The 21,562-nt window shown below is 66.3% G+C and carries 19 protein-coding genes and 2 pseudogenes; 13 read left to right on the top strand and 8 right to left on the bottom strand.

The genetic code is table 11. From position 1 onward, the window contains the following. Nucleotide 1 precedes the first annotated feature (1 nt). The 3 genes from K7472_RS20875 to K7472_RS20865 form a co-directional block, all read right to left on the bottom strand. Nucleotides 2–1,501, bottom strand: coding sequence for a sensor histidine kinase (locus tag K7472_RS20875; RefSeq protein WP_222980017.1), 1,500 nt, complete (start codon nt 1,499–1,501; stop codon nt 2–4). An 88-nt stretch (nt 1,502–1,589) separates the two neighbouring features. Beyond that, complete coding sequence (locus tag K7472_RS20870) at nt 1,590–2,069, bottom strand: hypothetical protein (RefSeq protein ID WP_222980016.1); 480 nt, start codon at nt 2,067–2,069, stop codon at nt 1,590–1,592. Nucleotides 2,070–2,092: 23 nt separating this feature from the next. Further along, nucleotides 2,093–2,536, bottom strand: coding sequence for an ATP-binding protein (locus tag K7472_RS20865; RefSeq protein ID WP_222980015.1), 444 nt, complete (start codon nt 2,534–2,536; stop codon nt 2,093–2,095). A gap of 436 nt (nt 2,537–2,972) precedes the next feature. Here K7472_RS20865 and K7472_RS20860 point away from each other — a divergent pair, with 436 nt between their 5' ends. Next, nucleotides 2,973–3,839, top strand: a complete 867-nt coding sequence (locus K7472_RS20860; protein ID WP_308014006.1) for a helix-turn-helix domain-containing protein — start codon at nt 2,973–2,975, stop codon at nt 3,837–3,839. A 21-nt stretch (nt 3,840–3,860) separates the two neighbouring features. Next, entirely contained in the window at nt 3,861–4,079 is a 219-nt protein-coding gene (locus tag K7472_RS20855; protein ID WP_222980103.1) for a DUF397 domain-containing protein, read from the top strand. A 106-nt stretch (nt 4,080–4,185) separates the two neighbouring features. Here K7472_RS20855 and K7472_RS33770 read toward each other — a convergent pair whose 3' ends face one another. Both K7472_RS33770 and K7472_RS20845 read right to left on the bottom strand, forming a co-directional pair. Next, nucleotides 4,186–5,403 (bottom strand): MAB_1171c family putative transporter, encoded by a 1,218-nt coding sequence (locus tag K7472_RS33770; protein ID WP_372458004.1) that lies wholly within the window; start codon nt 5,401–5,403, stop codon nt 4,186–4,188. A gap of 519 nt (nt 5,404–5,922) precedes the next feature. Next, nucleotides 5,923–6,267: a helix-turn-helix domain-containing protein gene (locus tag K7472_RS20845; RefSeq protein ID WP_308014016.1), complete on the bottom strand. Its 345-nt coding sequence runs from the start codon at nt 6,265–6,267 to the stop codon at nt 5,923–5,925. A gap of 1,100 nt (nt 6,268–7,367) precedes the next feature. Between K7472_RS20845 and K7472_RS20835 the strand changes: the two are divergent. Both K7472_RS20835 and K7472_RS20830 read left to right on the top strand, forming a co-directional pair. Beyond that, a pseudogene (locus tag K7472_RS20835) lies at nt 7,368–7,544 on the top strand (Tn3 family transposase); the annotation flags it as partial. A gap of 87 nt (nt 7,545–7,631) precedes the next feature. Continuing rightward, nucleotides 7,632–8,219 carry a hypothetical protein gene (locus K7472_RS20830; RefSeq protein ID WP_222980012.1) on the top strand — a complete coding sequence of 196 codons (588 nt, stop codon included), beginning with the start codon at nt 7,632–7,634 and terminating at the stop codon, nt 8,217–8,219. On the opposite strand, the pseudogene K7472_RS32865 reads toward K7472_RS20830, so the two are convergent. Then, nucleotides 8,220–8,630: pseudogene (locus K7472_RS32865) on the bottom strand (site-specific integrase); the annotation flags it as partial. Between the two features lie 608 nt (nt 8,631–9,238). Here K7472_RS32865 and K7472_RS33760 point away from each other — a divergent pair. Beyond that, on the top strand, nt 9,239–10,363 hold the full coding sequence (locus tag K7472_RS33760; protein ID WP_222980011.1) for a GNAT family N-acetyltransferase: 1,125 nt from the start codon (nt 9,239–9,241) through the stop codon (nt 10,361–10,363). Nucleotides 10,364–10,734: 371 nt separating this feature from the next. Here K7472_RS33760 and K7472_RS20820 read toward each other — a convergent pair whose 3' ends face one another. Together K7472_RS20820 and K7472_RS32860 are read right to left on the bottom strand one after the other, a co-directional pair. Further along, nucleotides 10,735–11,517, bottom strand: coding sequence for a hypothetical protein (locus K7472_RS20820; protein WP_222980010.1), 783 nt, complete (start codon nt 11,515–11,517; stop codon nt 10,735–10,737). Between the two features lie 25 nt (nt 11,518–11,542). Further along, nucleotides 11,543–12,655 carry a hypothetical protein gene (locus K7472_RS32860; RefSeq protein WP_308014005.1) on the bottom strand — a complete coding sequence of 371 codons (1,113 nt, stop codon included), beginning with the start codon at nt 12,653–12,655 and terminating at the stop codon, nt 11,543–11,545. A gap of 265 nt (nt 12,656–12,920) precedes the next feature. Between K7472_RS32860 and K7472_RS32855 the strand changes: the two genes are divergently transcribed. From K7472_RS32855 to K7472_RS20775, 8 genes are read left to right on the top strand one after another with little or no spacing between them, the layout of a single operon-like run. After that, nucleotides 12,921–13,244 carry a DUF8827 family protein gene (locus tag K7472_RS32855; protein ID WP_252395968.1) on the top strand — a complete coding sequence of 108 codons (324 nt, stop codon included), beginning with the start codon at nt 12,921–12,923 and terminating at the stop codon, nt 13,242–13,244. Nucleotide 13,245: 1 nt separating this feature from the next. Then, the gene (locus tag K7472_RS20805; protein WP_252395967.1) at nt 13,246–14,061 is read left to right on the top strand and encodes a DUF8175 domain-containg protein; all 816 of its coding nucleotides are present in this window, start codon (nt 13,246–13,248) and stop codon (nt 14,059–14,061) included. Continuing rightward, nucleotides 14,051–15,598, top strand: coding sequence for a hypothetical protein (locus K7472_RS20800; protein ID WP_252395966.1), 1,548 nt, complete (start codon nt 14,051–14,053; stop codon nt 15,596–15,598). Before K7472_RS20805 ends, K7472_RS20800 begins: the two co-directional genes overlap by 11 nt. 30 nt (nt 15,599–15,628) lie before the next feature. Further along, entirely contained in the window at nt 15,629–17,128 is a 1,500-nt protein-coding gene (locus K7472_RS20795) for an SCO6880 family protein (protein ID WP_252395965.1), read from the top strand. A 14-nt stretch (nt 17,129–17,142) separates the two neighbouring features. After that, nucleotides 17,143–18,501, top strand: coding sequence for a putative type IV secretion/conjugal transfer ATPase (locus K7472_RS20790; RefSeq protein ID WP_252395982.1), 1,359 nt, complete (start codon nt 17,143–17,145; stop codon nt 18,499–18,501). Continuing rightward, on the top strand, nt 18,498–20,318 hold the full coding sequence (locus tag K7472_RS20785) for a type IV secretory system conjugative DNA transfer family protein (RefSeq protein WP_222980009.1): 1,821 nt from the start codon (nt 18,498–18,500) through the stop codon (nt 20,316–20,318). Before K7472_RS20790 ends, K7472_RS20785 begins: the two co-directional genes overlap by 4 nt. Then, nucleotides 20,311–20,964, top strand: a complete 654-nt coding sequence (locus K7472_RS20780; RefSeq protein WP_222980008.1) for a hypothetical protein — start codon at nt 20,311–20,313, stop codon at nt 20,962–20,964. Before K7472_RS20785 ends, K7472_RS20780 begins: the two co-directional genes overlap by 8 nt. Nucleotides 20,965–20,980: 16 nt before the next feature. Then, complete coding sequence (locus K7472_RS20775) at nt 20,981–21,508, top strand: hypothetical protein (RefSeq protein WP_252395964.1); 528 nt, start codon at nt 20,981–20,983, stop codon at nt 21,506–21,508. The last annotated feature ends 54 nt before the right edge of the window (nt 21,509–21,562 follow it).

Raw genomic sequence — 21,562 nt, 5'->3', positions numbered from 1 at the left:
ATCACTCCTGAGTGGTGGGGTGGGATGCGGCCGACGGGCCGTCCTTCGACGGCGTCGGCCCGGCCGCATGGGATGAGGCGGCACCGAACTCGGCCATCAGCTGGCCGCTCGGCCGTCTCAGCGGTCCGCCGGCGCGGGCGCCTTCGTCCCAGGCCGGTGCGGCGGGCCCGGTGACCGGGCGGGTCGGCAAGGCAGGACGGGCCGAACCGGCGGGTTCGCCCACGGTCCTGGTGGGCGGGTCGTGCCGGACTCGCCGGGGCAGGAGCGCCGACTGGTGCGGCGGGCCGGGCTCGGCAGGCGGCGGTATGAGGCCCGCGGACGGACGAGGTTGTGTCGGCGTGACCTGCGTGACGGTTGCCGTGGCAGGTTCTGGCACGGGCGCGGGCTGGGGGACACGGTCGCCGGGGACGAGGAGTTCGGGCGGCAGCAGCACGGTGGCGGTGATGCCGCCCAGGATGCTGGGGTGCAGCTCGATGCGGATCCGGTACCGCTGGGCGAGTTTGGCCGCCACCAGCAGCCCGAGCCGGCCCTCCCGCAGGTGCTGCCACGGGTTCTCGCGCTCTGGTTCGGCCAGCAGCCGGTTGAGCGCCGTGCGTTTGGCCTCGGACATGCCCGGTCCGCGGTCGGTGATCTCGACGGCGACGCCGTGGTGTGGAGTTCGGCGCGTGTGAATCTCGACCACGTCACTGGAGTAGCGGGTGGCGTTCTCCATCAGCTCCGCGAGCAGATGCGTCACGCTGACGCTGACGTATCCCGGCAGCGCGTCATCGACCAGCCGCAGGGCGTGGCGCACCCGCGCGTACTCTCCGATCTCCGAGATCGCGGAACGGATGACCGTCGCGATCAGCATCGGCGGGTCGGAACGGGAGGGAAGGCTGCCGCTGAGGATCGCCAGATTCTGTGTGGCTCGGCGCATCTGCGTTAGCAGGTGGTCGGCACCGAAGAGCCCGTGGAGCACGTCCGGGTCCTCCACCTCCGCCTCCAGCCCGGAGGCGACCGCGATCGCCTTCTCGACCAGCAACTGCAGGCGCGGCACGAACGTCCGCAGCAACTCGCCGAGTTCAGCCCCCGGCTCCAGGGCCCGCTGCCGGTCCGCCGCTGCGGACAGCACCGCCCGCCACGCCTGACCGTCGAGGAACCGCACCGCGGCGAGCGCGTCGCCCTGTGGATCACCGCTCAGCGTGAGCTGCTCCAGCGGCTCGAATCCGGTGTTCGCCCGGCCCGTCGCCACCTGATCCAGCGCCCACCGGATGTGGTCACTGCCCGCGACCGTGGCCAACAGCACCGCCTGCTCCAACGACTCACCGTCGTGCGGCTCTTCGACCGGTGGCGGCGGGACGGGGCTGCCGGCCGCCGATCGTGACCGCGCGGCGGCCCACGCCAGCACGGCGCCCGCTCCAGCGCACGCGCTCAGGATCGCCCCGCCTGCCGAGGTGACGTGCAGCCCGCAGAGCGCCCATCCGCCACCGACCACGGCCGCGCCCAAGGCGGCGCCGCGCACCGCCGACGGTGTGCGCGCGCCGGCCGAAGGTTTGCGGGCGCTGTGCCGTCCCGTCGATACGGGGGCGGAGGCCGATGGCTCTATCACGTCAGATCCTCACGGGAGTTGCTGGTCTGCTGGGCTGGGGCGAGCGCGGCTGCGGGATCGGCAGCGGCACCTCCGCCGGGTCGGGAGGTAGCCGTGGCGGCCCCGGCCAGCTGGCCGCGCGCCGCATCCGGGCGCTCACCAGGCTCAGCGCGTCGTGCAGCTCACCGTCGTCGGTGACCGCCGCGCACTCCGGTTCGGGCGGTATCGCCCAGAACCGGCTACGGCACGGCCCGTAGCCCTCGCACTCCGGCCGGGCCGCGCAGACCGAGTGCGGGGCGCGCCACCGGTACGACGCCCCGGTGGGCACCGGTACGAACAAGTACCGGTGGGCTGCGCAGCACAGCACCGGCCCGACCGGACGATCGGCGTCCCGCAGCACGTCCAACCCGGCGAACCCCAGAGCGCTGGTGATCCGCACGACGTCGTAGCGGCGGGCCACCTCCTCCGGTCCGGGCGTCTCGCCCAGGCGTAACCGCCACACGTGACGACTACTCGGCAGCGCGCTCACCGCTGCGCCCCGCCAGCAGCCGCCACGCGGGAGTCCGCGTTCAGGCGCCAGGTCGCCCAGGTGGTCGTGCCGTCCCGGCTGACCCCCCAGGCGTCAGCGACAACCTGGACGAGGAGCAGACCGCGGCCGTCGAGGGCGTCGTCGTCCGCCACTCGCAGCCGGGCGGGCGCCGGGTTGGAGTCCGTGACTTCGACCGTCAAGCTTGCCTGCTCACAACGGACGCGGACCCCGACATCGCCCCATCCGTGCTCGATGGAGTTGGTCACCAGCTCGGACACCACGAGCACCACGCTCTCCGCCAAGGACCCGGGCACCCGCCACAGTTCCAGGAAGGACTCGCTGAGATGCCGCATGTCGGCGACCCGGCTCTGCTCGGGCGCGAAGACCGTCTCGAAGGCGCCTGTCATCACGGTGGTCGACGTAGCCGTCATCGAGGCCATCGCGATCCTCCCCAGTAGGCAGTGGTGTGGGTGGTGCAGAGCGCCCTTGGCGCCACGTAGCCCAGGTCTCCGATCACGTGACGTGAGCCGAAGTGCCATCCGATGACGGGGGCGGCAGGGTCTACGACCAGGCCGGGGGCCAGTCAAGTCGCGTTCGGGCACGGCGAACCACCTCCACTCCACCTACGGGCTGTCAGCCCGCCAGCACTAGCGGCAACGGACTCCACGGTGACGCAAAGTCAGGTGCAAGGGCAATAGCATCCTCAATCGAATATTCAATGGCATATGCCAGGTGGTTCTCTGCTGACGTGATCGCGTGTCACACTCGGGCGATCGCCCCTGATCATGCGGTTGATAAGACCTAGAGCGGGGCTATCAGGCGCCGCAACACGGCTATCGTTCGTGCTGAGCGGGCGAACGGGACAGGAGGTAGAAGGTGCCACCGAAGAGCCAGTCGACGATTCGCCGGTTCCAACTCGGAGGCGAGCTGAGGCGGTTGCGCGAACAAGCCGCACTCACGATGGAGGACGTCGAACAACTCGACGGCATCAACCAGACCACGCTGTCGCGGGTTGAGAAGGGCAACGGCAGCCTCAAGCGCGCAAGCGACCTGGAGAGACTCCTCAAGCGGTACCAGGTCACCGATCCCGAGGACAAGGAGTTCCTCCTGGAGCTCCATCGCAACGCCCTCGCCAAGGGCTGGTGGTCCCCGTTCCGCTCCTACATGCCCTCGGGCATGATGACGTTCGTCCAGCTCGAAGGCGGCGCGCACACCATCCGAGCCTGGCAACCCAACATCATCCACGGCCTCCTGCAGACCGAGGACTACGCCCGCGCGCTGTTCGAGCAGCACCGCGCAGTAGACGACACCACCCTTGAGTTCCAGGAGAAGCACGTCGAGCTACGGCGCACCCGCCAGGACATCATCACGCGTGCGGACTCACCGACCCGGCTCTCCGTGATCCAGGACGAAGCTTCGCTTCGCCACATCTACGCCGGCACCATGAGGGCACAGTTCGATCGCATCATCGAACTGAGTAGCCTCCCAAATGTCGAGGTGCAGATCCTGCCCTTCTGTAAGGGCGGCACGGTGGGAGGCGCTGGCGACTTCACGCTCCTGGACTTCGAGGAGGGCGTTCTCGACCCGGTCGTACAGGCGGACACCGTCATGGGCACCAGCACGATGACGGACAAGCGCTCCGAGGTCCAACGGTTCACCCGCAGGTTCGACAGCTTGCGGGCAACGGCACTCGGCCCGGCAGAGACGCCGGACTTCCTGCACGATCTAGCAAGAAAGATGTGAGCAGCCATCAACGCCAAGACCATCACCGCGCCCCAGGTAGCCCCCGAAGGCGCTTGGTTTAAAAGCAGCTACAGCGGCGGCGGAGGAAACAACTGTGTTGAGGTCGCGGACCTGACAGCCGCGGTCGGGATCCGAGACTCAAAGGACAAGGCTGGCCCAGCACTAGTCGTCTCCCCGAAAGCGTGGGCGTCGTTCATCGATCTGGTTCGCTCCGGTGAAGCCGACTTCAGCCTCGTCTGACCTCTACAACAGTGGCGGGCGGTCCCCCTCACGCGTATTGAGGGGGACCGCCCGCCACTTTGCTACGTTTGCTCTTCCACCGCACGGCGATGACGCGGCCTGCCGCTCAGGCAGTGTGCTGCAAGATCTGCGTGACCAAGTGGCTGTTCAGGAAGTGGCCAACGAGAACTAGATGTTCTCGCTCGGCATGAGGCGGAATGCTCATTCCTGGCGGCGTCTGACACGGCAGTGACGGAGCAGTTTCCGATTCTCTGGATTTCAGGGCGCCCTGGAGAGCAGCAGCTGCGGCGAGAGCTTCTCGCTCTGAAGGCCTGAGGTCCTCTTCTTCCGCCAAGCGTCTGGCCTCGGACACCACGTGTTCTGAGATCCAAGGTCGGAGTGAGAGCTGACCATCGCGAATCTCACCAGCACGACGGATAGCCAAGAGTTGGAGACCCCAGTCAGATCGCGGAAGCTTCGTTCTGAGGATCAACCCTGGCTCTTCCTGGGTCACTACCCGCCAGAGCGATTCCAATGCTCGGAATTCTCTAAGTCTACGCCGCCTTCCTTGTCGTGCCGGATGGATCCAGCCGACAATCGCAATTGCGCCGCCGATCGATGCAGAGGCAGGGGCTACGGAATTACTTATAGGGGCCATGGACTTGACGCCTGCGATAATTCCGATGATGGCGACTATCTTCAGCACGCCGTAGAATGCGATAAAGACGCATCCTGTGGATGTGATTCTCAGGCCGGCACTGAGATCACTATCTCCGAGCTGTCGCGAATAGCGCCAAGTTAGAAATGCCATCGACCAGTTGGCGAATCCGTAACCCGCTTGAAACAGTAGCAGGAAGGTAGTTACGCAGGGTGTGGCTGCGAATGACGCGTCAAAAGTGAGAGGTTTCTCTCCGGTGGGTATATGCGACCTCAGGAAGAAAGTGGCCATTAGGATCAGTAGAACTATGTAAGCGGGTCCTACGATCTTTCCTGCGACCCGAAGTCGTTGTAGCTCGGTTTCCCGACGACCCTGCTCCTCGGTTGGCGAACTATTGCCGGACCAGAGCCTCACCAAGAGCAAGAAGAAAGCGCAGCACATGGTAATTGCGCTGTAAACTACGAGAGTTGCGAAGTTCGATCTGCCTACGGCGTTGTCGATCTGGCGGTAGAAGACCGGCGCCGCAGAAGTGAAGCCGACGGCGGATGTAAGCGCTGCCCCTGTCATAATGAGAAGACTAGGAATGCGTTCGTTCAACCAAGCGCGGGTCTTGTAGAGTGAAAGCCCAAGCATGCAGAAGGCGATCGGCAAGTAGCCAAGGTCGTAGAAGATCTCAAGGCTATGCATGACGTCCCTCGCGGTGGGTGAGCGCCGGTGCTACTCGTTCCTCCGCCCCGGCTCGCGGTTCGAGGTTGAGCTCATGAAACAGCAGGGTGCCGAAGAGTTCCGCTTCCCTCTCAGCGGGCGCGGCGTAGTGGTCTCGTCCCAGAACTCGGCGAACCACATTAGAATCGATGGGCCCGTGGCTGCGAGGCGTGTGGCCGAGGAGTAGGTGGGCCAACTCGTGGCATACGACGAGCGCCTGATGAGCGGGAGAAGTGGTCCGTGGGAAGTAGATCCGGTCTTCCAACAGGTACTGCTCGTAGAGACCGGAGGGCTGGCCAGGCTCTACGTCTCGCTCGATCATGCTGAGCGTACGACCCGTCTTAAGCTGGTAAGCGGTCACAAGCTCATCCATCGTGGGATGCCGCGGTAACCCCAACTGGTCGAGAGTCTGGCGCACCCTTCGTCGTTCAGCTCGTATCCCCATGTCGCTATCCCCCTCCGGGTTTTGCCATGTCGTCTCAAGCCGGGATTCTGTCACCACTAACTCCTGCTGTGTCGGCGGAGGCGTCGTCGGCCAGCTACCTGGCGCAGTTGATCTACCAACTTTGCGACGGTTTCGCGCATGTCCGGTGGGAGGTCAGCCACACCTTCCGCGATACGGCGAACCTCATCGTCGCCGGCCGAAGAGCCGGCCGACCGGTTGGCGCGGTGTTGTGGGACACCGCGTCGTTCTTGCTCGATCGCGTCAAGTTGAGACTCGACATCAACGACATACGGGGCATCGGGCGGCAGAAAGAAGAAGTCAGCTGTGACGCCGTAGAGTTGTGCGAGTCGATGAGCTCTGTCAGCCCGTGGAAGGGATCGACCGTTCCGGAGGTTGCTCACCTGGCTCGTAGACAACCCGACTTGCGCGGCGATCTCCTGCTCGGTGTACGGGCGCCCAACTTCGGCGCTGTAGAGTACTTGGTTCAGCCGGTTGAAGCGTTCGGCGAACTGGGCCGCCGACTCCTCGGTATCGCCCTGTGTCTTCACGTAGCCCCCTCGCCGTCGACGGTGCTGAGTCTAGATCAACCCTGCGCGAGAGCACAGCAAGTGACGACACGTAATTTCAAATAAACTGGAAAAAGAACCGGTGTAAACCGTATGAAAACGCCCAAAATGAGCGCTGCTGGCGGTGCATCGCCCCAAATTCCTTGACAGTCGGGTGCTTGACTGCGCAAGATCCTTGTCTGGGGTGCGTGGGGCGACGGGTAACCAACGTGCGGGTGGGTTTTCCGATGGTCTTGCAGTGAAGTCGTGCCGCGCGCGTCGTCCATGTGATGGGGGGCCGACGATGGCGGAACACCAAGATCCCGAACCGTGCTTATCGGATGCAGAGCTGGAGGCCGGCGCGAGGGACAAGCAGCCAGTCGGTGGGATTCTCGTGAGCGAAATGCCGCTACTCAAGCTACATCCGGTTGGGCAAGCGGGTCCGGTAGCAGCAGTACTCGTTCGTACTCACTACGGGGACCACCTTTTCTACTCGCCTGAGGTGGGAGATCCGTTCGCCGCTGCAGAAGCAATGCGCAACGATGCGGACTCGATTTCTACGCTGGAAGCGCTTGCGCGTCTACTTCCTGCTGTACCGCGAGTGCTGATCGCCGAAGTCCTTGGGCTGCGAAGGCAGGACTCCTAGATCTCGTGGTGCGTTACGGGCTGGCCTCCTTCAGCCTGCCCGCCGAGGCGGGCGAGCACCTGGCGGTGCGGGCCGCGCGGCGAGACGGCACCTGCCGCGAGGTCGCTGCCCGGGTGCCGGCGAACTCGCAGATCGTGTTCGACGACGAAAGCCCCCTGCACTTCGTCGCCCTGGTGCCGGAGCCTGAACCGGTCTCCCTGCTGGAGCTGCGGGTGGTCCTGCCCCGGGTCGACCTGCCCGCGGTGCTGCCGGAGATGTTCGCGTGGACCAGCGTCGACCAGGCGTTCACCTCGGTGACCGGAGGTGAGGCGCGGTCAACCAGCTGCGCGCGGACGGCTTCGAGGTCCGCGACGAGGACGTCGCCCGCCTCTCCCCGTTCGTCCGGCACCACGTCAGCGTGCTCGGCCGGTACTCCTTCCAGTTACCCGACCTGCTCGGTGGGCTGCGGCCCCTGCGGGACAAGGCCACGTCCGACGAAGCGGTCTGAGACCTGTTTCCTGTTTCCTGTTTCCAATCCGGATTTGAAACAGGAAACCCCTGCTCAGACCCAGTTTTGTGGGGAAGTCTCCTGTTCATGGACCCTGTACTGATCGCCCCCGGGCTGACGCTCACCGACGTGCTCTACGAGACGGCGGCGGTGGGTGCCGCCGCCTACGCAGCCGACCTCGCCCCGCTCACGTGGGAGCAGTTCATCTCGCCGATGTCGTGGTGGCTGGTTCCGGACGGCAGCGGTCGGCTCAGCAAAGCCGAACTCACGCTGGCAGAGGGGCGGGACCGGACCGTCAAGTTCAATGTGTGGTACGCACCCGACCTTCGGGGACCGGGTGGGGTTCCCTGCCCGCACTCGCACCCGTGGCCGTTCGAGTCGAAGATCTTGCTCGGCGGCTACACCGAGGACCGGTACGTCCTCGATGGTGGCCAGGTCCGCGCCGAGACGGGGAGGAAGCACGTGCAGGGCACCGCCAACCCCGTCGGCCGGGATCTCTACCACGAGGTGGTCGAGCTGCACACGGCCCCGGGCGCAACCATGACCCTGATGCTGTGCGGACAGGGCGAGCGCGGGACATGGGGGCACCTCGACCCGGCGACCGGAAGCGTCACCCCGCCGCAGCGCGACCCGTTCTTCCCGGAGCGTTTGCGGGCGCTCAACCCCCATCGCTGATCAGCGCCTGCTGTCGCCGGGCGCGAGCAGGCTGGTGACCTCGGCAATCGACTCTGCCGAGGGGTGGAAGTACTTCCGTGCGTTCCCTGGCTTCTCGTGCCGCGACTTCGCCATCAGCATCGGCAGGCTGACGCCCTGTTCCCTGAGGTGGGTGAAGCCGGAGTGCCGGTACTCGTGCAGGCCCCAGCCGTGCCCGGCACCCCGCCGACGGCCGTGTGGGCGTCCAGGAGGGCGCGGGCCTGTCCGTACGACAGCCGCGCGAGTCCGGTGTCCCCCGGGGCAGCAGCCGGGCGGTGCCGGCGTTCCAGACACCGTCTCCAGCACGAACTCCTCGCGCTGCGCGCTGCGGCGCCTGGTCCGCGGCCGGGCAACCTACGGCTTCACCCGAGCCTGGCGGCCGGCCAAGTCCAGCCTTAGCGCCAGCTTTCGTTCGGATGTTCCTCGACCCCGGGGTCCCGTGGCGGCGGTGCCGCTGCCACCGATCGGCTTTGTGGCGATGCAGAGCGACGGGATTCCCACGAGCCAGCGCTGGAGAGGGGCGGGTGGTTACCGAAGGGACTGCTCGGACTCAAGGAGGCGGCCGATGGTGCTGCCGAAAGAGAGGCGATGCCCTCAACTTCGCTGAGCTGACCCGATGTTGTTCACAGTTGCAAATGCGTAAATAGCGATACTAGTTACAGTACAGAACATTTCGCACTCGAAGCACCGCGCCCATGCGGCTATGGTCGGGAACGCATCCTTATTTGAGGATGGCGACACGGTTGATCTGGAGCCAAACGGCTGCACTCAGGCAGGACTTGGGCCTCGGCAAGCGATCGGGGCAACGCCCGTGCCTCGTGCACGTAGGCCGGATGTCGCCGTGCGCCCGCGCCCTCTGCGTGCGGGAGGACGGGTGTCTGCAGCGGAAGTGGCGTTGCCTTTGCACCGAACGCTGAGGTCAACGGTTGCGTCGTCATTTGAGTGTCCTGGCACCGGAAATCTGTGATCATGCCAGGCGAGACGAAGGAGTTTTTCCGCCAATGCGATCCATTGCTGTGGTAAGGGGCTCGGCTCGCTGTAGGTTGCTTGAAGGACAGGTCGGGCGGGAATTCATCCGAAATCGCTGGGCGGATCTGGCTGAGGCAGATGGCCAGGCGACCCCTTATCAGTCGGCGGAATGGGTAAACGGCTGGGCTGGCCAATTAACCTCGTGCTCGTCCCTAGTGGTAGTCGTCGTCGAAAACGCTACACGTTCTCCTGTAGCGGCTATCGCCCTTCGTGAACGCGTTGATGAAGCAGGTGATGAACTCAGGCTTCAGCTAGCACCGCTCTCATCGCCTCACGCCGAGTATGTGCGACCAGTTGGGTCTCAAGCTGAGGACGAGGACGTCATTAGGGCTATCGTCGACCAGCTGGATGTGCTCGCCGCGGAACGGCATATAGTCTTGCCGGACGTGCCACTGGAAAGCGCTCTGGGGAGGCATCTCTCCAGGCGAGAAGACTGGAATCACGTTGGCTCGTCTGCTTGTGCCAGCGTGCCCCTTCCTTTAGACATGGATGCCCTGTCAGCGGCCACCCGGAGGAATCATCGTAGGCGCAAGCGTGAATGGGCGACACTTGAGGGGCACGTCGAATACCGTCGAACCTCCAGTAATGAAGAGCTGTTATATGCGTTTCCTGATCTGGCCCGTCTGCACCGCCTACGCTGGGGTGCTGCCGAGCGTGTAGTGGCGGGCACGGTGGGCGAGGACGAGCGTACCTGGCGCGGGGTCCTGAATTCCCACTCGGATCGAATGGCTACGATCGCTACGTTGAGGGTCGACCGTGATGTTGTGGCTGCCCAGCTCTGCCTGCTGGGCGACAGGGTGTGCTATTCGCTGGTGACGGCAATGAACCCAGGCGCAGCTTCTCTCGCACCCGGCCATGCCCTGCTGCGTTTCTTAATCCGAGATCTGACTAAATCGGGATTCGTGCGCTTCGATTTAGGGCGAACCCTGGCTCATCAATTGCCGTACAAAGCGCAGTACGGGCCAAGGTGGACGAGCACTGGAACTTTCGTCACCTCAACATCGTGCTCACGACTCGGGTCCCGTGATAATCCGCCTGACGCATTCTGCGGTCGCAATGCGATCCTTGGCTCGCCGGCGGGATTGGATGGTCCCTGAGAGCCGGAAGGCCTCCGCCGAGGGTGAGTCGGGGGATGGCGCGTGATGGCTTCGACGTGCACGGAAGGCGCGTCGGCTAGGTTGAACGCAGTGAGGTTCGACGCGTCTTACAAGACCTTGCCACAGCCCAAGACGATGCCTTCCGGCTATGAGGTCCTGGCCGCCCGTTGTCAGTTGCGTGAGCGGCGGGCGCGCAAGCAGGCCCAGAACAGTCCAACGGCCGCGACCGCGAGCGCCTGAAGCGCAGCGTGCGTGCGCGAGTTGGCAGCTTCCTGGCCGGCTACCAGGAATCCGAAGACCACGAGAACGTAAGGGAGGAAGAACAGAACTGCTCGGCCGGTGCGGAGGGGGTTCATGAGGTTTACCTTTCCTCAACTGGTGACGGTTATAAGCCTGATGCGGTCGTGGACGGCTTTGAGGTTGGGTATCGCTTCAGGGATGGGGACATCTCGTAGGAGCGCAGTGATCTCATTTCCTTCCGCCAGCTGCTCAGCAGAAGGGAGACGTCGCCAGCAGCCAACTGCGTTCCCCACGGCCCGGATGGTGGTCTTGTGGGCGGCCCCGAGAAGTGTTTGGCAGGCTCTGGCGATGTAGATCCAGACCTTGAGTCCGTAGCCATTGTCGCGCATGAGCCAGGCGATGTCACCGCGGACGACGCCAACAGTGAGTGTGAAGAGGTGAGTTGAGCCGTATCGGCCTGCAAGTTCACCTATCAATTGGTCCGCGGCCTTAGCGGCATCGATGTTGCAGTTCTGTCGAGCGCTCGCACACACGGCTTCGAGTCGTGATCGGTACGGCTCGGGGAGCGACTCGTGGGGTCGATTCGTGGGAAGAGGGTCCCCCCAAGGTATCGGGGTGGGTTCTGGTTCGGGAGCTGCCTGGGGCGTGGTGTGCGTGGCAGTTGTCCCACGGTGTCCTTGAAGCGGCTGACTGGTGCCATCGGCGTTGATCTGGATGGCCATGGTGTAGTTGGCTCGCTCATCCCGGATGACGACGGGGATGGGGGCTTCGGCGGCTGCGGCCTCCAGTCGGAGGTGGGAGAGGACGGCATCGTTGAGCGAGACGCCAGGAGGAGGGGCGAAGAACTCATCGTCAATGAAGCATGTTCCGTCGGTGGTGATGTGGACCTGGACCATCGTGTCGATGGGGTTCACGACCTTCTCGCTTTCTGGTGGTGTGTCAGATAACGCTTGTGCCACCGGCGTCGGGGAACGAAGGCTCGGCCCAGCCGCGGTAGCGGAGGCGCCAGGTGCCGTCGGTGAGGTCCTTGCGGTGGACGATGCCGATGGTGCCGTCGCTGACGATGTCGTTGCTGGCGACCATGTCGTCGCCGAGGTAGAGGGCGACGTGGCCGGCTGATTCGCCGGTGTCGTAGAAGAGCAGCGCGCCGGGGGGTGGGGCATTGTCCCCGGGGTGAGCGAGGCCCGCGTCGACGAGCCGGTTCCAGTGGGCGTTGGCGCTGACTGAGCCGCTGCTTCCCCAGCCGTAGGCCTGCGCGACGAAGTTGTCGCACCGGCGGTACCACCCGGTGGATCCAGCCGCCTTACGGGCCGCGGCGATCGCCTGGACGGGCGTGCGGGGATTCGTGGTGGTGAAATGGGCGGCCGGGTCGTGGCTGCCGTCGCTGTCGCATCCAGTGGACACCGAGGTGACCGCATGTAGCCCCCAGGTCTTGGCGACGAGGGCACCGGCGTCCTGCTCCCACTTGGCGTATGCGTTGGGTACGTCGCTCTGCTGTACGGTCTGTGCGGCCTGCGCCAGGGGCATGGTCTGCCAGTCGGCCACCTTGATCAAGGCGTCGTAGAACCTGTCGGTCGCGTAGACCGGATCGGTGAGCTGGCCGACGGTGCCCCACCCCTGGCTGGGGCGCTGCTGGAAGAGCCCCACACTGTCCAGGTCACCGTGGGTGAGGTTGTTGAGGCCGGATTCTTGCATCGCGGTGGCTACCGCTATGACGGCGGCGCGAGGAGAGAGGCTCCGAGTTCGTGCGATGTTGGTGATCGTTGAGGCGTTGCGTACCTGCTCGTCGTTCCACGCGGAGTGCGACTGCGGGCCTTGCGGGTTGACCGGGACGATGGCCTGACCGTCGATGGGTTGGGTGGACCCGTCGAACCTCACCGGATCGCCGGCTGTCCCGGCGCCGCTCTGACCGTCGCCGATGGACTCCAGACCGCCGCTGCAGGTCTGCGCGTTGGCGGCGCCCGTGGCTCCGGCCACGACCAGGACGGACAGAGCCATCACGGCTAGGGAGGCCGCGAATATCGCGATGCCGACGCTCAGCGCGGTCTTCACCTGACCTCCACGTGTTAACACATGTGAATAGATAGGAGCTTTTTCGGATTGCGCCTGCTCCAGCTGAAGCGGGGCTGGATGTCGCTGCGATGCCTCTGACTTCGGCAAGGAAATCTGAAAGCTGGTGGATCCGTCTTGAAGGCAGCATCCTAGCCTCTTCTCATAGTCATAAACAGTTGTTGTCAAGTGTCAGTCTGTGTACTTTGAGGTCAGTTCGGTTCGTGCTGGGTCCAGCTCCACGACGCGGATGGGTAAGGGGTTGGGGATGACTGTTGCGCACCACCTGGTGGTGCTGGCCGCCAACGGCAGCATCGGGAGCCTGGTCAACGGGTTGGCCCCGGACTGGGGCCCCTTCGGCGCTTTGGGCAAGACCGCGCGCACGGTGGTCGAGGCGATCATGGCTGCGGTGGTGCTAGCGCTCCTGGGCCGGGCAGCTCTTGGAGCTTTCAACATCCGGGTGGGCGAGAGCCAGCACGATGTCGCACAGGTCTCCAAGGGCAAGAAGGAAGTCGGTGGCTCCCTGATCGGCGCGTTCGTCGTCGCATCGCTCGGCACGATCTTCACGATCGTCTACGGGATGGGGATCTGACATGGCTCGCAGCACCCCACCGCCGCGCCGTGGTACCAAGATGCTCGGCGGAGCCGATAGCGGTTCGGTACAGGAGAACAAGCCGTGGTGGCGCGGCGCGGCGATCGCAGGAGGGCTGTTCGCGGCGTTGCTCATCCTGGCGACGGTGGTCAACCTCAGCCGCGATGGCGGAAGTTCCGGCAGCTCGAACAGGGATGCCACGCCTGGAGCGACACAGAGCACGGTGCCGGGGCAGAACGCCGACGGTACAGGCGGGAATCCACAGACGGTCGCCTTGAAGGTCCTCGACGGGGTCCCGGTCGGCTACGCCCACACGCAGGCCGGTGCGGTCGAGGCCGCGGTCAACTACCAGATCGCGCGCTCCTCGGCGAAGTACTTCACCGATACCGCAATCCGCCACAAGACCATCGCGGCGATGGCGACATCCGGGGCGCGCGCCCAGCTGATTGCCAACGACGACGCCGGCATGAAGCAGGTGCTCGCCTCACTCGGCATCAGCGGTGCAGGCGCCGACACGCTCGTGGCGCGGGCTGCGGCCATGGGCACCAAGGCCGACAGCTACACCGACCAGGTCGCCACCGTCGAAGTGTGGATGGCCGGGCTGATCGGGACGACCAGCAACAACGCGCCGCTGCCGGTCTCGTCGTCCTGGACGACTTACACCCTCACCCTCCAATGGCAGGACGGCGACTGGAAGCTGGCGTCGGTCAACTCGGTCAACGGCCCGACACCTGTGTCCACGGGCAGCGACCCGAGTTCGGTCGACGACTTCCGCACGCTCAACGGGGAGTTCGATGCGCCTCCGTATGTCGGCTGAGACGATGCAGCGCCTGCACATCCGGCTATTACTGATCACCGCTCTGACCATCACCTTCCAGGTGTTCTTCGTGGCCGGACAGGCGCGAGCCAACGGCTTCAGCGACTGGTCGTGCAAGAACATCCCTTTCGCGGACACGATCTGTCACACGGTCGAGTCCACGAACCGGGCCATCGACTTCGTGAGTGACCCGCTTGGGTACATCGCGCAGTTCTTCAACAACGCGGTCACCTCGCTCTTCACCCAGATGGTCAAGGCGCTGTTGTCCACCACACGGATCGACTGGGGCAACCCCGGTTTCCTGCGCACCTACACCATGGCGTTCGCCGCTTCCTCTGTGCTCACGGTGATCTTGTGGCTGTTCGCGGTGGCCAAGCGGGCGCTGCAAGGGGTGCCTCCGCTGCAGGCCCTGGGCGAGTCGACCGGCTTCCTGCTGATCTCAGTGGCGGTCTCGGCTTTGGCGCCGGCCGCCGTCGCCTACGTCACCGAGATGTTCGACGAGGCAGCTGAGGCGATGTTCGCCCCCGTGGCCGGGGACGCGGCGAGCATGGTGGTCACGGTCACGGGGGCGATGGCCACGTTGATGGCGATCCCGGGAGGCTCGGTGATCGTGCTGTTCCTGGCGATGGGCATGCTCACCGCGGTGGCAGGGGTGTGGCTGGAGTTGATCGTCCGCAACGCCCTGATCCTGGCAGGCCTGGTGTTCGGTACCTCAGTGTTCAGTGGGCTGGTGGACAAGAGCCTGTGGAACCACAACAGGCGGTGGGCCGGGGTGATGGGCGCCGTCATCGCCAGCAAGTACGTCACCTTGACCACGATCGCCCTGGCCACGGGCATGCTGGCGTCCAGTGTCCACGGGGACACCTCGGTCGTCCAGGCCTTCGCCACCGTCTTTACCGCGCTCGCGTTGCTGTGCCTCGCGCTGTTCCTGCCCTTCACCCTGGCCAGATTCCTGCCGCTGATGGGCGATGAGCTGCAGCACATGCACCAGGCCCGCGACGACCTCAAGGGCCGGGCGCAGAACCTCGGCAGCCAAGCCGGTGACACTTTCGGCGAGCTCAGGAGCCGGTTCGGCGGCGGAGGCGGTGAGGATGCCGACGACGGTGGCGGCGGGAGAGAGGGCGGCGGTGGCGAGGAGGCCGCGGGAGCCGAGGGCGCGGCGGCGTCCACCGGGGTCGGCGCGGCCGTCGCGGGGGGCAAGAAGGGCGTCGACATGGCCAAGGACCAGGCCCAGCAGGCGGCCGAGCGCGGGGTGGACGGCACCACGGCGGGCACCGGCGACGACACCCAGGGCGCCCCGCCGACCGGCCCCGACCTCGGCTCCGGTACGGACGCCAGCCCTGGCGGGCCCGGCGGCAGCGGGTCCAGCGCGGACGAGCCTGGCCCTGAGGGAACTGCGCGCTTCTCCGAAGTCCACGCACCGCCGCCGTCTGCGCCGACAGGCGCCGAGACGACGGGGCCTCCGCCGCCATGGCCGCCGTCCGAGCCCGCGCCCCACGAGCCGCCGTCGGAGCCGGAGGGCGACCAGCCGAGATGACCGAGTCCCTGATGAGCGGAAGTTGACCCCATGCCACGTACCTTCACCTTCCCGCGGCCGCGGCCGCGCGGACTGCTCGGCCGGAAGCTGGAGTCCGACGAACAGCTCATCCTGGGCGCCGGGTTCGTCGGCGGCCTGCTCATGGTCTGGATGCTCAGCGGCATCATCGTCAAGGTCCTCGCGTTCGCGGTGATCGCGGGAAGTTGCGCCTGGGCGACGCTCGCCCCATACAAGGGGCGGACCTACCTGAAGTGGTTCGAGATCAGCCGGACCTACAAGAAGCTGCTGAGAGACGGCTCGCTGCTGTACCGGTCGAAGGCGCCGATCGCGGGCCGGATGGCCGACGGCCGCCGGGTGCCCATCGACGTGCCGCCGGGCGTGCCGAAGGACATGGAGTGGATCTCGGCACGCACGGCGTTTGGGCAGATCGCCACCCTCCTCCAGCCACACGAGCTGACCTTCACCGCGGCGGTCGAGGTCGAGGCGATGCGCGATTTCGGCAGCCTGGACACCGACGACAAGGAGGCGCTGATCCGGGCATATGAATCCCTGCTGAAATCCACGGCGGACGGCGGCGGGCGGATTCGCCGCCTGCAGTGGATCGCCCGGATCATCCCCACCGACCCCAACGCGCACGTGCGGGACGCGGCCGCGCGCCGCGACCCGCACGCCCCGGCCTGGCTGGACCACTCCTACGGTGAGCTGATCCGCCAGGTCGCAGTCACCGCCGAGGACCGCCGGCTCATTCTCGCCCTCGGCATCCCCTACACCTCCGACCTCGTCGCCGAGGCCCGCCGCTACAACACCCTTCACGAGGGCTACGCGGTCACCCTGGGCAAGGACATCGAGTCGTTCATACGCTCCCTGGCGGGCGGCCAGCTGCGGCACGTTCGCAACCTGGACGAGGCCGCGCTCGCTTCCTACCTGCACCACGCCTACGACCCGAGCCACTGGATCGACGACACCACCGGAATGGACCGGGTCACCGCCTGGCCCGCGGAGCTGGACGCCCGGTCGGCCGACCACATGGTCTCCCGGAGCTGGGAATCATCCCCCGACGCTTGGCACTCGCGCACCGCCTGGGTCAAGGAGTGGCCGGTTCTGCCGGTCGGGATCAACTTCCTCGCCCCGCTGCTGCTCTACGTCCAGGACGTCATCATCTCGATGTCGGTGACCATGGACCTGGTTCCCACCGATCAGGCCATCACCGAGGCGATGGCGGACGCCACCAACGAGCTGGGGCAGGCCGACAAGCGGACCGGGAAGATCGAGGACCCGCGCGAGCAGAAGGCACAGAGGGCGTCCCTTTCCACGATGCAGGAGATCGCCAACGGCGCGGCCGGCATCCGCCTGGCGGGCTGGGTGACCGTCACCTCCTCCAGCAGCGAGCACCTGCGCCGGGACGCCGACACCATCCGCAACGCCGTCACCCGCAGCGGGCTGCGCCTGGAGTGGTGCGACAGGGAACACCACCGAGCCTTCGCCAACACGCTGCCGTTCGGCGGCGGCCTGCTCAAGGAAGGGCGCTGATCGCCGTGTTGGACATGCTCCGTACCCAGACCCAGACCAGGCGTCGGGCGATCCGCTCCACTTCCAGCAACGCCTGCGGCCTGTACCCGGCCGTGGGCGCGGCGAGTATGGACCCGCGCGGGGTGATCATCGGCCGGGAGGCCTACAGCGGCAAGGCCTATATTTTCGACCCATTCATCCTGTACGACCCGAAGGCGCGCGTGCGCCTGCCCAGCCCGCACGTGCTGGTGCTCGGCAAGTCCGGGCATGGCAAGTCGGCGCTGGAGAAGACCTACGTGTTGCGTCAACTGCGGTTCCGTGACAGAAGCTTCTGCATCCTGGACGCCCAGGGCGAGGACGGCAGCGGCGAGTGGGACGGCATCGCCCGGGAGCTGGGCATCACCCCGATCCGCCCGGTCTACGGGGACGCAGACTCCGGCGAGGGCATCCGTATCAACCCGCTCGACGTGCGTATCCCGGCTGAGCACCAGTTCAAGGTGCTCGTCTCCATGATGGAAATCCTGGTCGGTGAGTTGTCCTCACAGACGAAGTTCGCGCTCGCCGAGGCCCACAAGGCAGCCTCTGCCGAGGCCCGTGCGGGGGGCCGCGTCGCGGTGCTCTCCGATGTCCTGGACGCGCTGACCGCCCCGTGCGAGGCCTTGCTCGGCCAGCAGCCCATCAGCCCGCAGGAGCTGATCGAGTGGGGCCAACCAGCCGCGCTCGCTCTGGACGAGCTGTGCAACCCCGACCGCGACCTGGCCGGGCTGTTCGACGGCCCGACCAGCGAGGGCATCGACCTGGACGCCCGCCTGATCGTCTTCGACCTGACCCGGCTGCCACGCGAAGGCGAGGCCATGCCGCTGCTGATGGCCGTCATCGGCCCGTGGATCCGCTTCGGGTGGATCAAGCCCGGCGACAGCATCAAGCGCACCCTGATCGTCGAAGAGGCTTGGCACATCCTCAGCCACCGCCCGGTAGCCCGCCTGTTCGAGGAACTGGTCCGCTACGGGCGGCGGCTCGGGCTGTCGTTCTGGGCGATCCTGCACCACCTGGCCGACCTGGTCCTGGAGGAAGCCCCCGAGGCGGCCGCGATCCTCAAACTCACGGCGACGCGCGTGGTCTACCACCTGGACCGAGACGAGGCCGAGAAGACCGCCGACTATCTGGGGCTGACCTCCTGGGCCCGCAAGTCCCTGCCGGACGGGGCGAACATCTGCGCCCCCGGGCGGGCAATCTGGCAAGTCGGCTCCCGCATCAACCTCGTGGAACACATCCGAACGGCCACGGAGATCCGGCTGACCGACACCAATCGGCGCATGACGGAAAGTGCTGGCTCTGAGGCCGCACCGCCGTCCGCTCCGATGGTCCGTCTGCGCAGGAGAGCCGCCGCATGATGCCCAAGGCCGCTGTCCCGAAGACCGCCGTGCGGCTGCGGATGGGCCGCGACGCGATCTGGGTGATTCCCCTGATCGGCGCGTTCGTGCTCACCGCGCTGCTGTGGTTCTCCGCAGTGCTCTCCGGGCTGCTGCAGCATGGCCAACCCGCGGTGGTCGGCTGGAACGCCGCGGGAAGCGGCATCCTCGTCGTGCTCGCTCATCCCGATAATCCGGCCGTCGCCTGGCCCGGCACCGGGGTCGGCGGCCCCATCGCCTTCTGGGCGTGCTTCGCGTGGCTGCTGGGCGGCTCCGGCTACGGGGCGTGGAAGGGCCATTGGTGGTGGAAGCGTCGCGGTGCCGACGGTGCCGACGGCAAGGCCACCGCCGCGCAGTTGGAAAAGGCGATGGGGGAGAAGCAGGCGCTGGGCCGGGCATCCTCACTTCGGCCGATCCTGTACGAGACCGATCCTACTTCGATCACGGTCCGGCACGTCGCGGTGAACATCGGCGTCTCCGACCCCACGGACATCCGGCTGTGGGTGACGATCGAAGAAAGCGTGGTCTTAGTCGCACCGCCGCGTGAGGGTAAAACGAGCCAGATCATCCTTCCCGGCATCCTGGACTTCGAAGGCACGGTCTTTGCCACTAGCTCTAAAACCGATGTCCTCTACAACACCGCGGTGCTGCGCGAGGACTACGGCCTCGTGGGGGTGCTCGACCCTACCGGGCTGTCCGGGTGGCCGAACCAAGTGCGGTGGCCGCTGACTGCCGGCTGCGAGCGCTACCCGATCGCCCGCAAGCGGGCCGAGACGCTGGTGGCCACCACCAAGAGCGAGGAGGGCACCTCCAACGGCGGCTATTTCAGCTTGAACGCCAAGACGCTGATCACCTGCTGGCTGCACGCCGCCGCGCTGAACAAGCGGCCGGTCGCCGATGTGCTCAGCTGGGCGGCCGACCCAGACAACAGGGAGGCCGTCGATCTGCTCACGGCGAAGGGCAGACATGCCCTCGCCGAGGCCTTGGCTGGTCAGCACGCGGCTGCGGAGGAGGAGCGCAGCGCGACCTGGCGCACCGCCCAGCAGTCCTTCATCGCCCTGTACGACGACAAGGTCGCCGAGATCTTCGCTCCCGAGGGCGACGAAAACATTTTCGACATCGAGAAGTTCCTCACCGAGGGCGGCACGCTGTTCCTGATCGGCGAGGATGAGGAGGGCTCGGCGCTCGCGCCGCTGGCGGCCGCGTTCGCCAAGGCGCTCTTCGACACGGCCAAGGCAATCGCCGGGCGTGCGCCGAACGGGCGACTGCCCATCCCTTTCGGGTGCTTCCTGGACGAGATGGCCAACGTCGCCCCGCTGCCGGGGATCCCCAGCCTGATGAGCGTCTCAGGCTCCCAGAACATCTTCGTCATGGCCGTCTTGCAGTCCTACGCACAGGCAGAAGAACGGTGGGGGCAGCTCGGCGTGCGCAAGATGATGGCTGCCGGAACCGTGAAGGTTTTCCTCGGTGGCATTTCCGACCCCGAAGAGCTCAAGGCCTACTCCGAGCTGGCCGGAGACTTCGACGAAGACGTAGTCTCAATCTCTGACGACGGCGACCGCGTGTCGGTGTCTACCTCGCTGCGGCGCCGCGCGGTACGGGAGCCGGTCGATATCCGCATGATCCCCGAGCGCGGCGGGTTGGTCATCCACCGCCGCACCCCGGCCACCCTCGTCACCTTCACCCGCGCCCACGAAGGACCGCGCGCCGAGGAGATCAAGGCCGCCATCGGCAAGGCCCGCGAAATCGTGGCGGGTCGCCGGGTGATGCTGGACAAGGCGGGCCACACCGATGGCTAACGGATTTGACGACCTGTTCAGGCAACTGGCCACGATCAACGAAGAGATCGTGTCGCTGAACGCCGAGCTGGTTCTGCAAGCCGAACGCTTGAAGATCCTGGAGGAGGACCGCGGCGAAGGCGCGGGCGGAGGCAGCGCCGGCGCAGGCGAAGGCGGTGAAGAGGAAGAGCGCGTCGCTGGCGCCCCGGTGCGCTGGGACGACCTTGTACCGGCCGAACGCGTGGCCCTGTGGCGCGAGTTCGTCGTCTGGGTCATCTGGATGGCCGACCGCTATGGGATCACCAACGACCAGATTCCGCGGCAGTGCTGGTGGCAGCACGGTGCCGTGGTCGAGGAACTGACCGCGCTGTGGACCTCCCACCAGTCGGCCTACGCCCTTAGCGAGGACGCCGGTTCCGCCCCGTACCTGTGGCAGGACGCTCTCGCCCGCGCGATCGAGCGCATCGGCCGCCTGTGGGTCGGCACCTGCCGCAACGGCCAGCACCGTGATCGCCACCGCGAGCAGTGGGACGGCGACGAGAAGTACCTCGCCGCGATCCTCGCCACCGTACCCGCGCCCCCCGAGGGGGGCGGGGAGGACGGAGACTCCGCTGATCCGGCTGGCGAGGAGCCCGGAGACGATGACACCCCACCTGACAGCGAGTAACACCGAGGAGACTGCGATGGCCATGAACCGGTACGGCATCGAAGCGCGGGCGTACTGGCGGCGGTGGCTGCCCAAGCGCTGCGCCGCCATCCCCGACCCCACCGCCTTCTTTACCAACCTCGGTGAGCAGGTCGAGCAGCAGGTCGGCGACCTGTGGGACCAGATGGTGATCAACGACCAGCCGCCGGCGGAGGAAACCCACGAGCAGCGCGTCGGGCGGCTAGGGATGCTCAAGGCCCGCGCCGAGTACGAGGTGCTGGGTGAGCTGGTGCGGTTGCCGCCCGAGCCCGACACCGCGGTGGGGGATGAGGCTGACGACGGACTGCTGGAGAGCGACGAGCAGTTTGCCGCCCGCACGCGGGACGTCCAAGAGCACACCGAGTGGGTCAGCTTCACCGCCGACGCCCTGATCGACGGCACCACCACTGTGGACGACCTCACTGACGAGCAACTGCGGCAGGTGCTCGACTACATGACGCCCTCGTTCCTGCGCCTGGTCGACACGTCGGTGGAGGACCTGCGGTCCCGGGGACGCAACGTGTAGCGCCCGCCCACCTCCGGACCAGATCGACCGTGCCGCGACGTGGTGGAGGATCGC

The organism is Streptantibioticus parmotrematis (assembly GCF_019890615.1).
Taxonomy (GTDB): Bacteria; Actinomycetota; Actinomycetes; order Streptomycetales; family Streptomycetaceae; genus Streptantibioticus_D; species Streptantibioticus_D parmotrematis.
The sequence above is the reverse complement of the archived record's forward strand: the minus strand, read 5'-3'. Positions and strand labels throughout refer to the sequence as shown.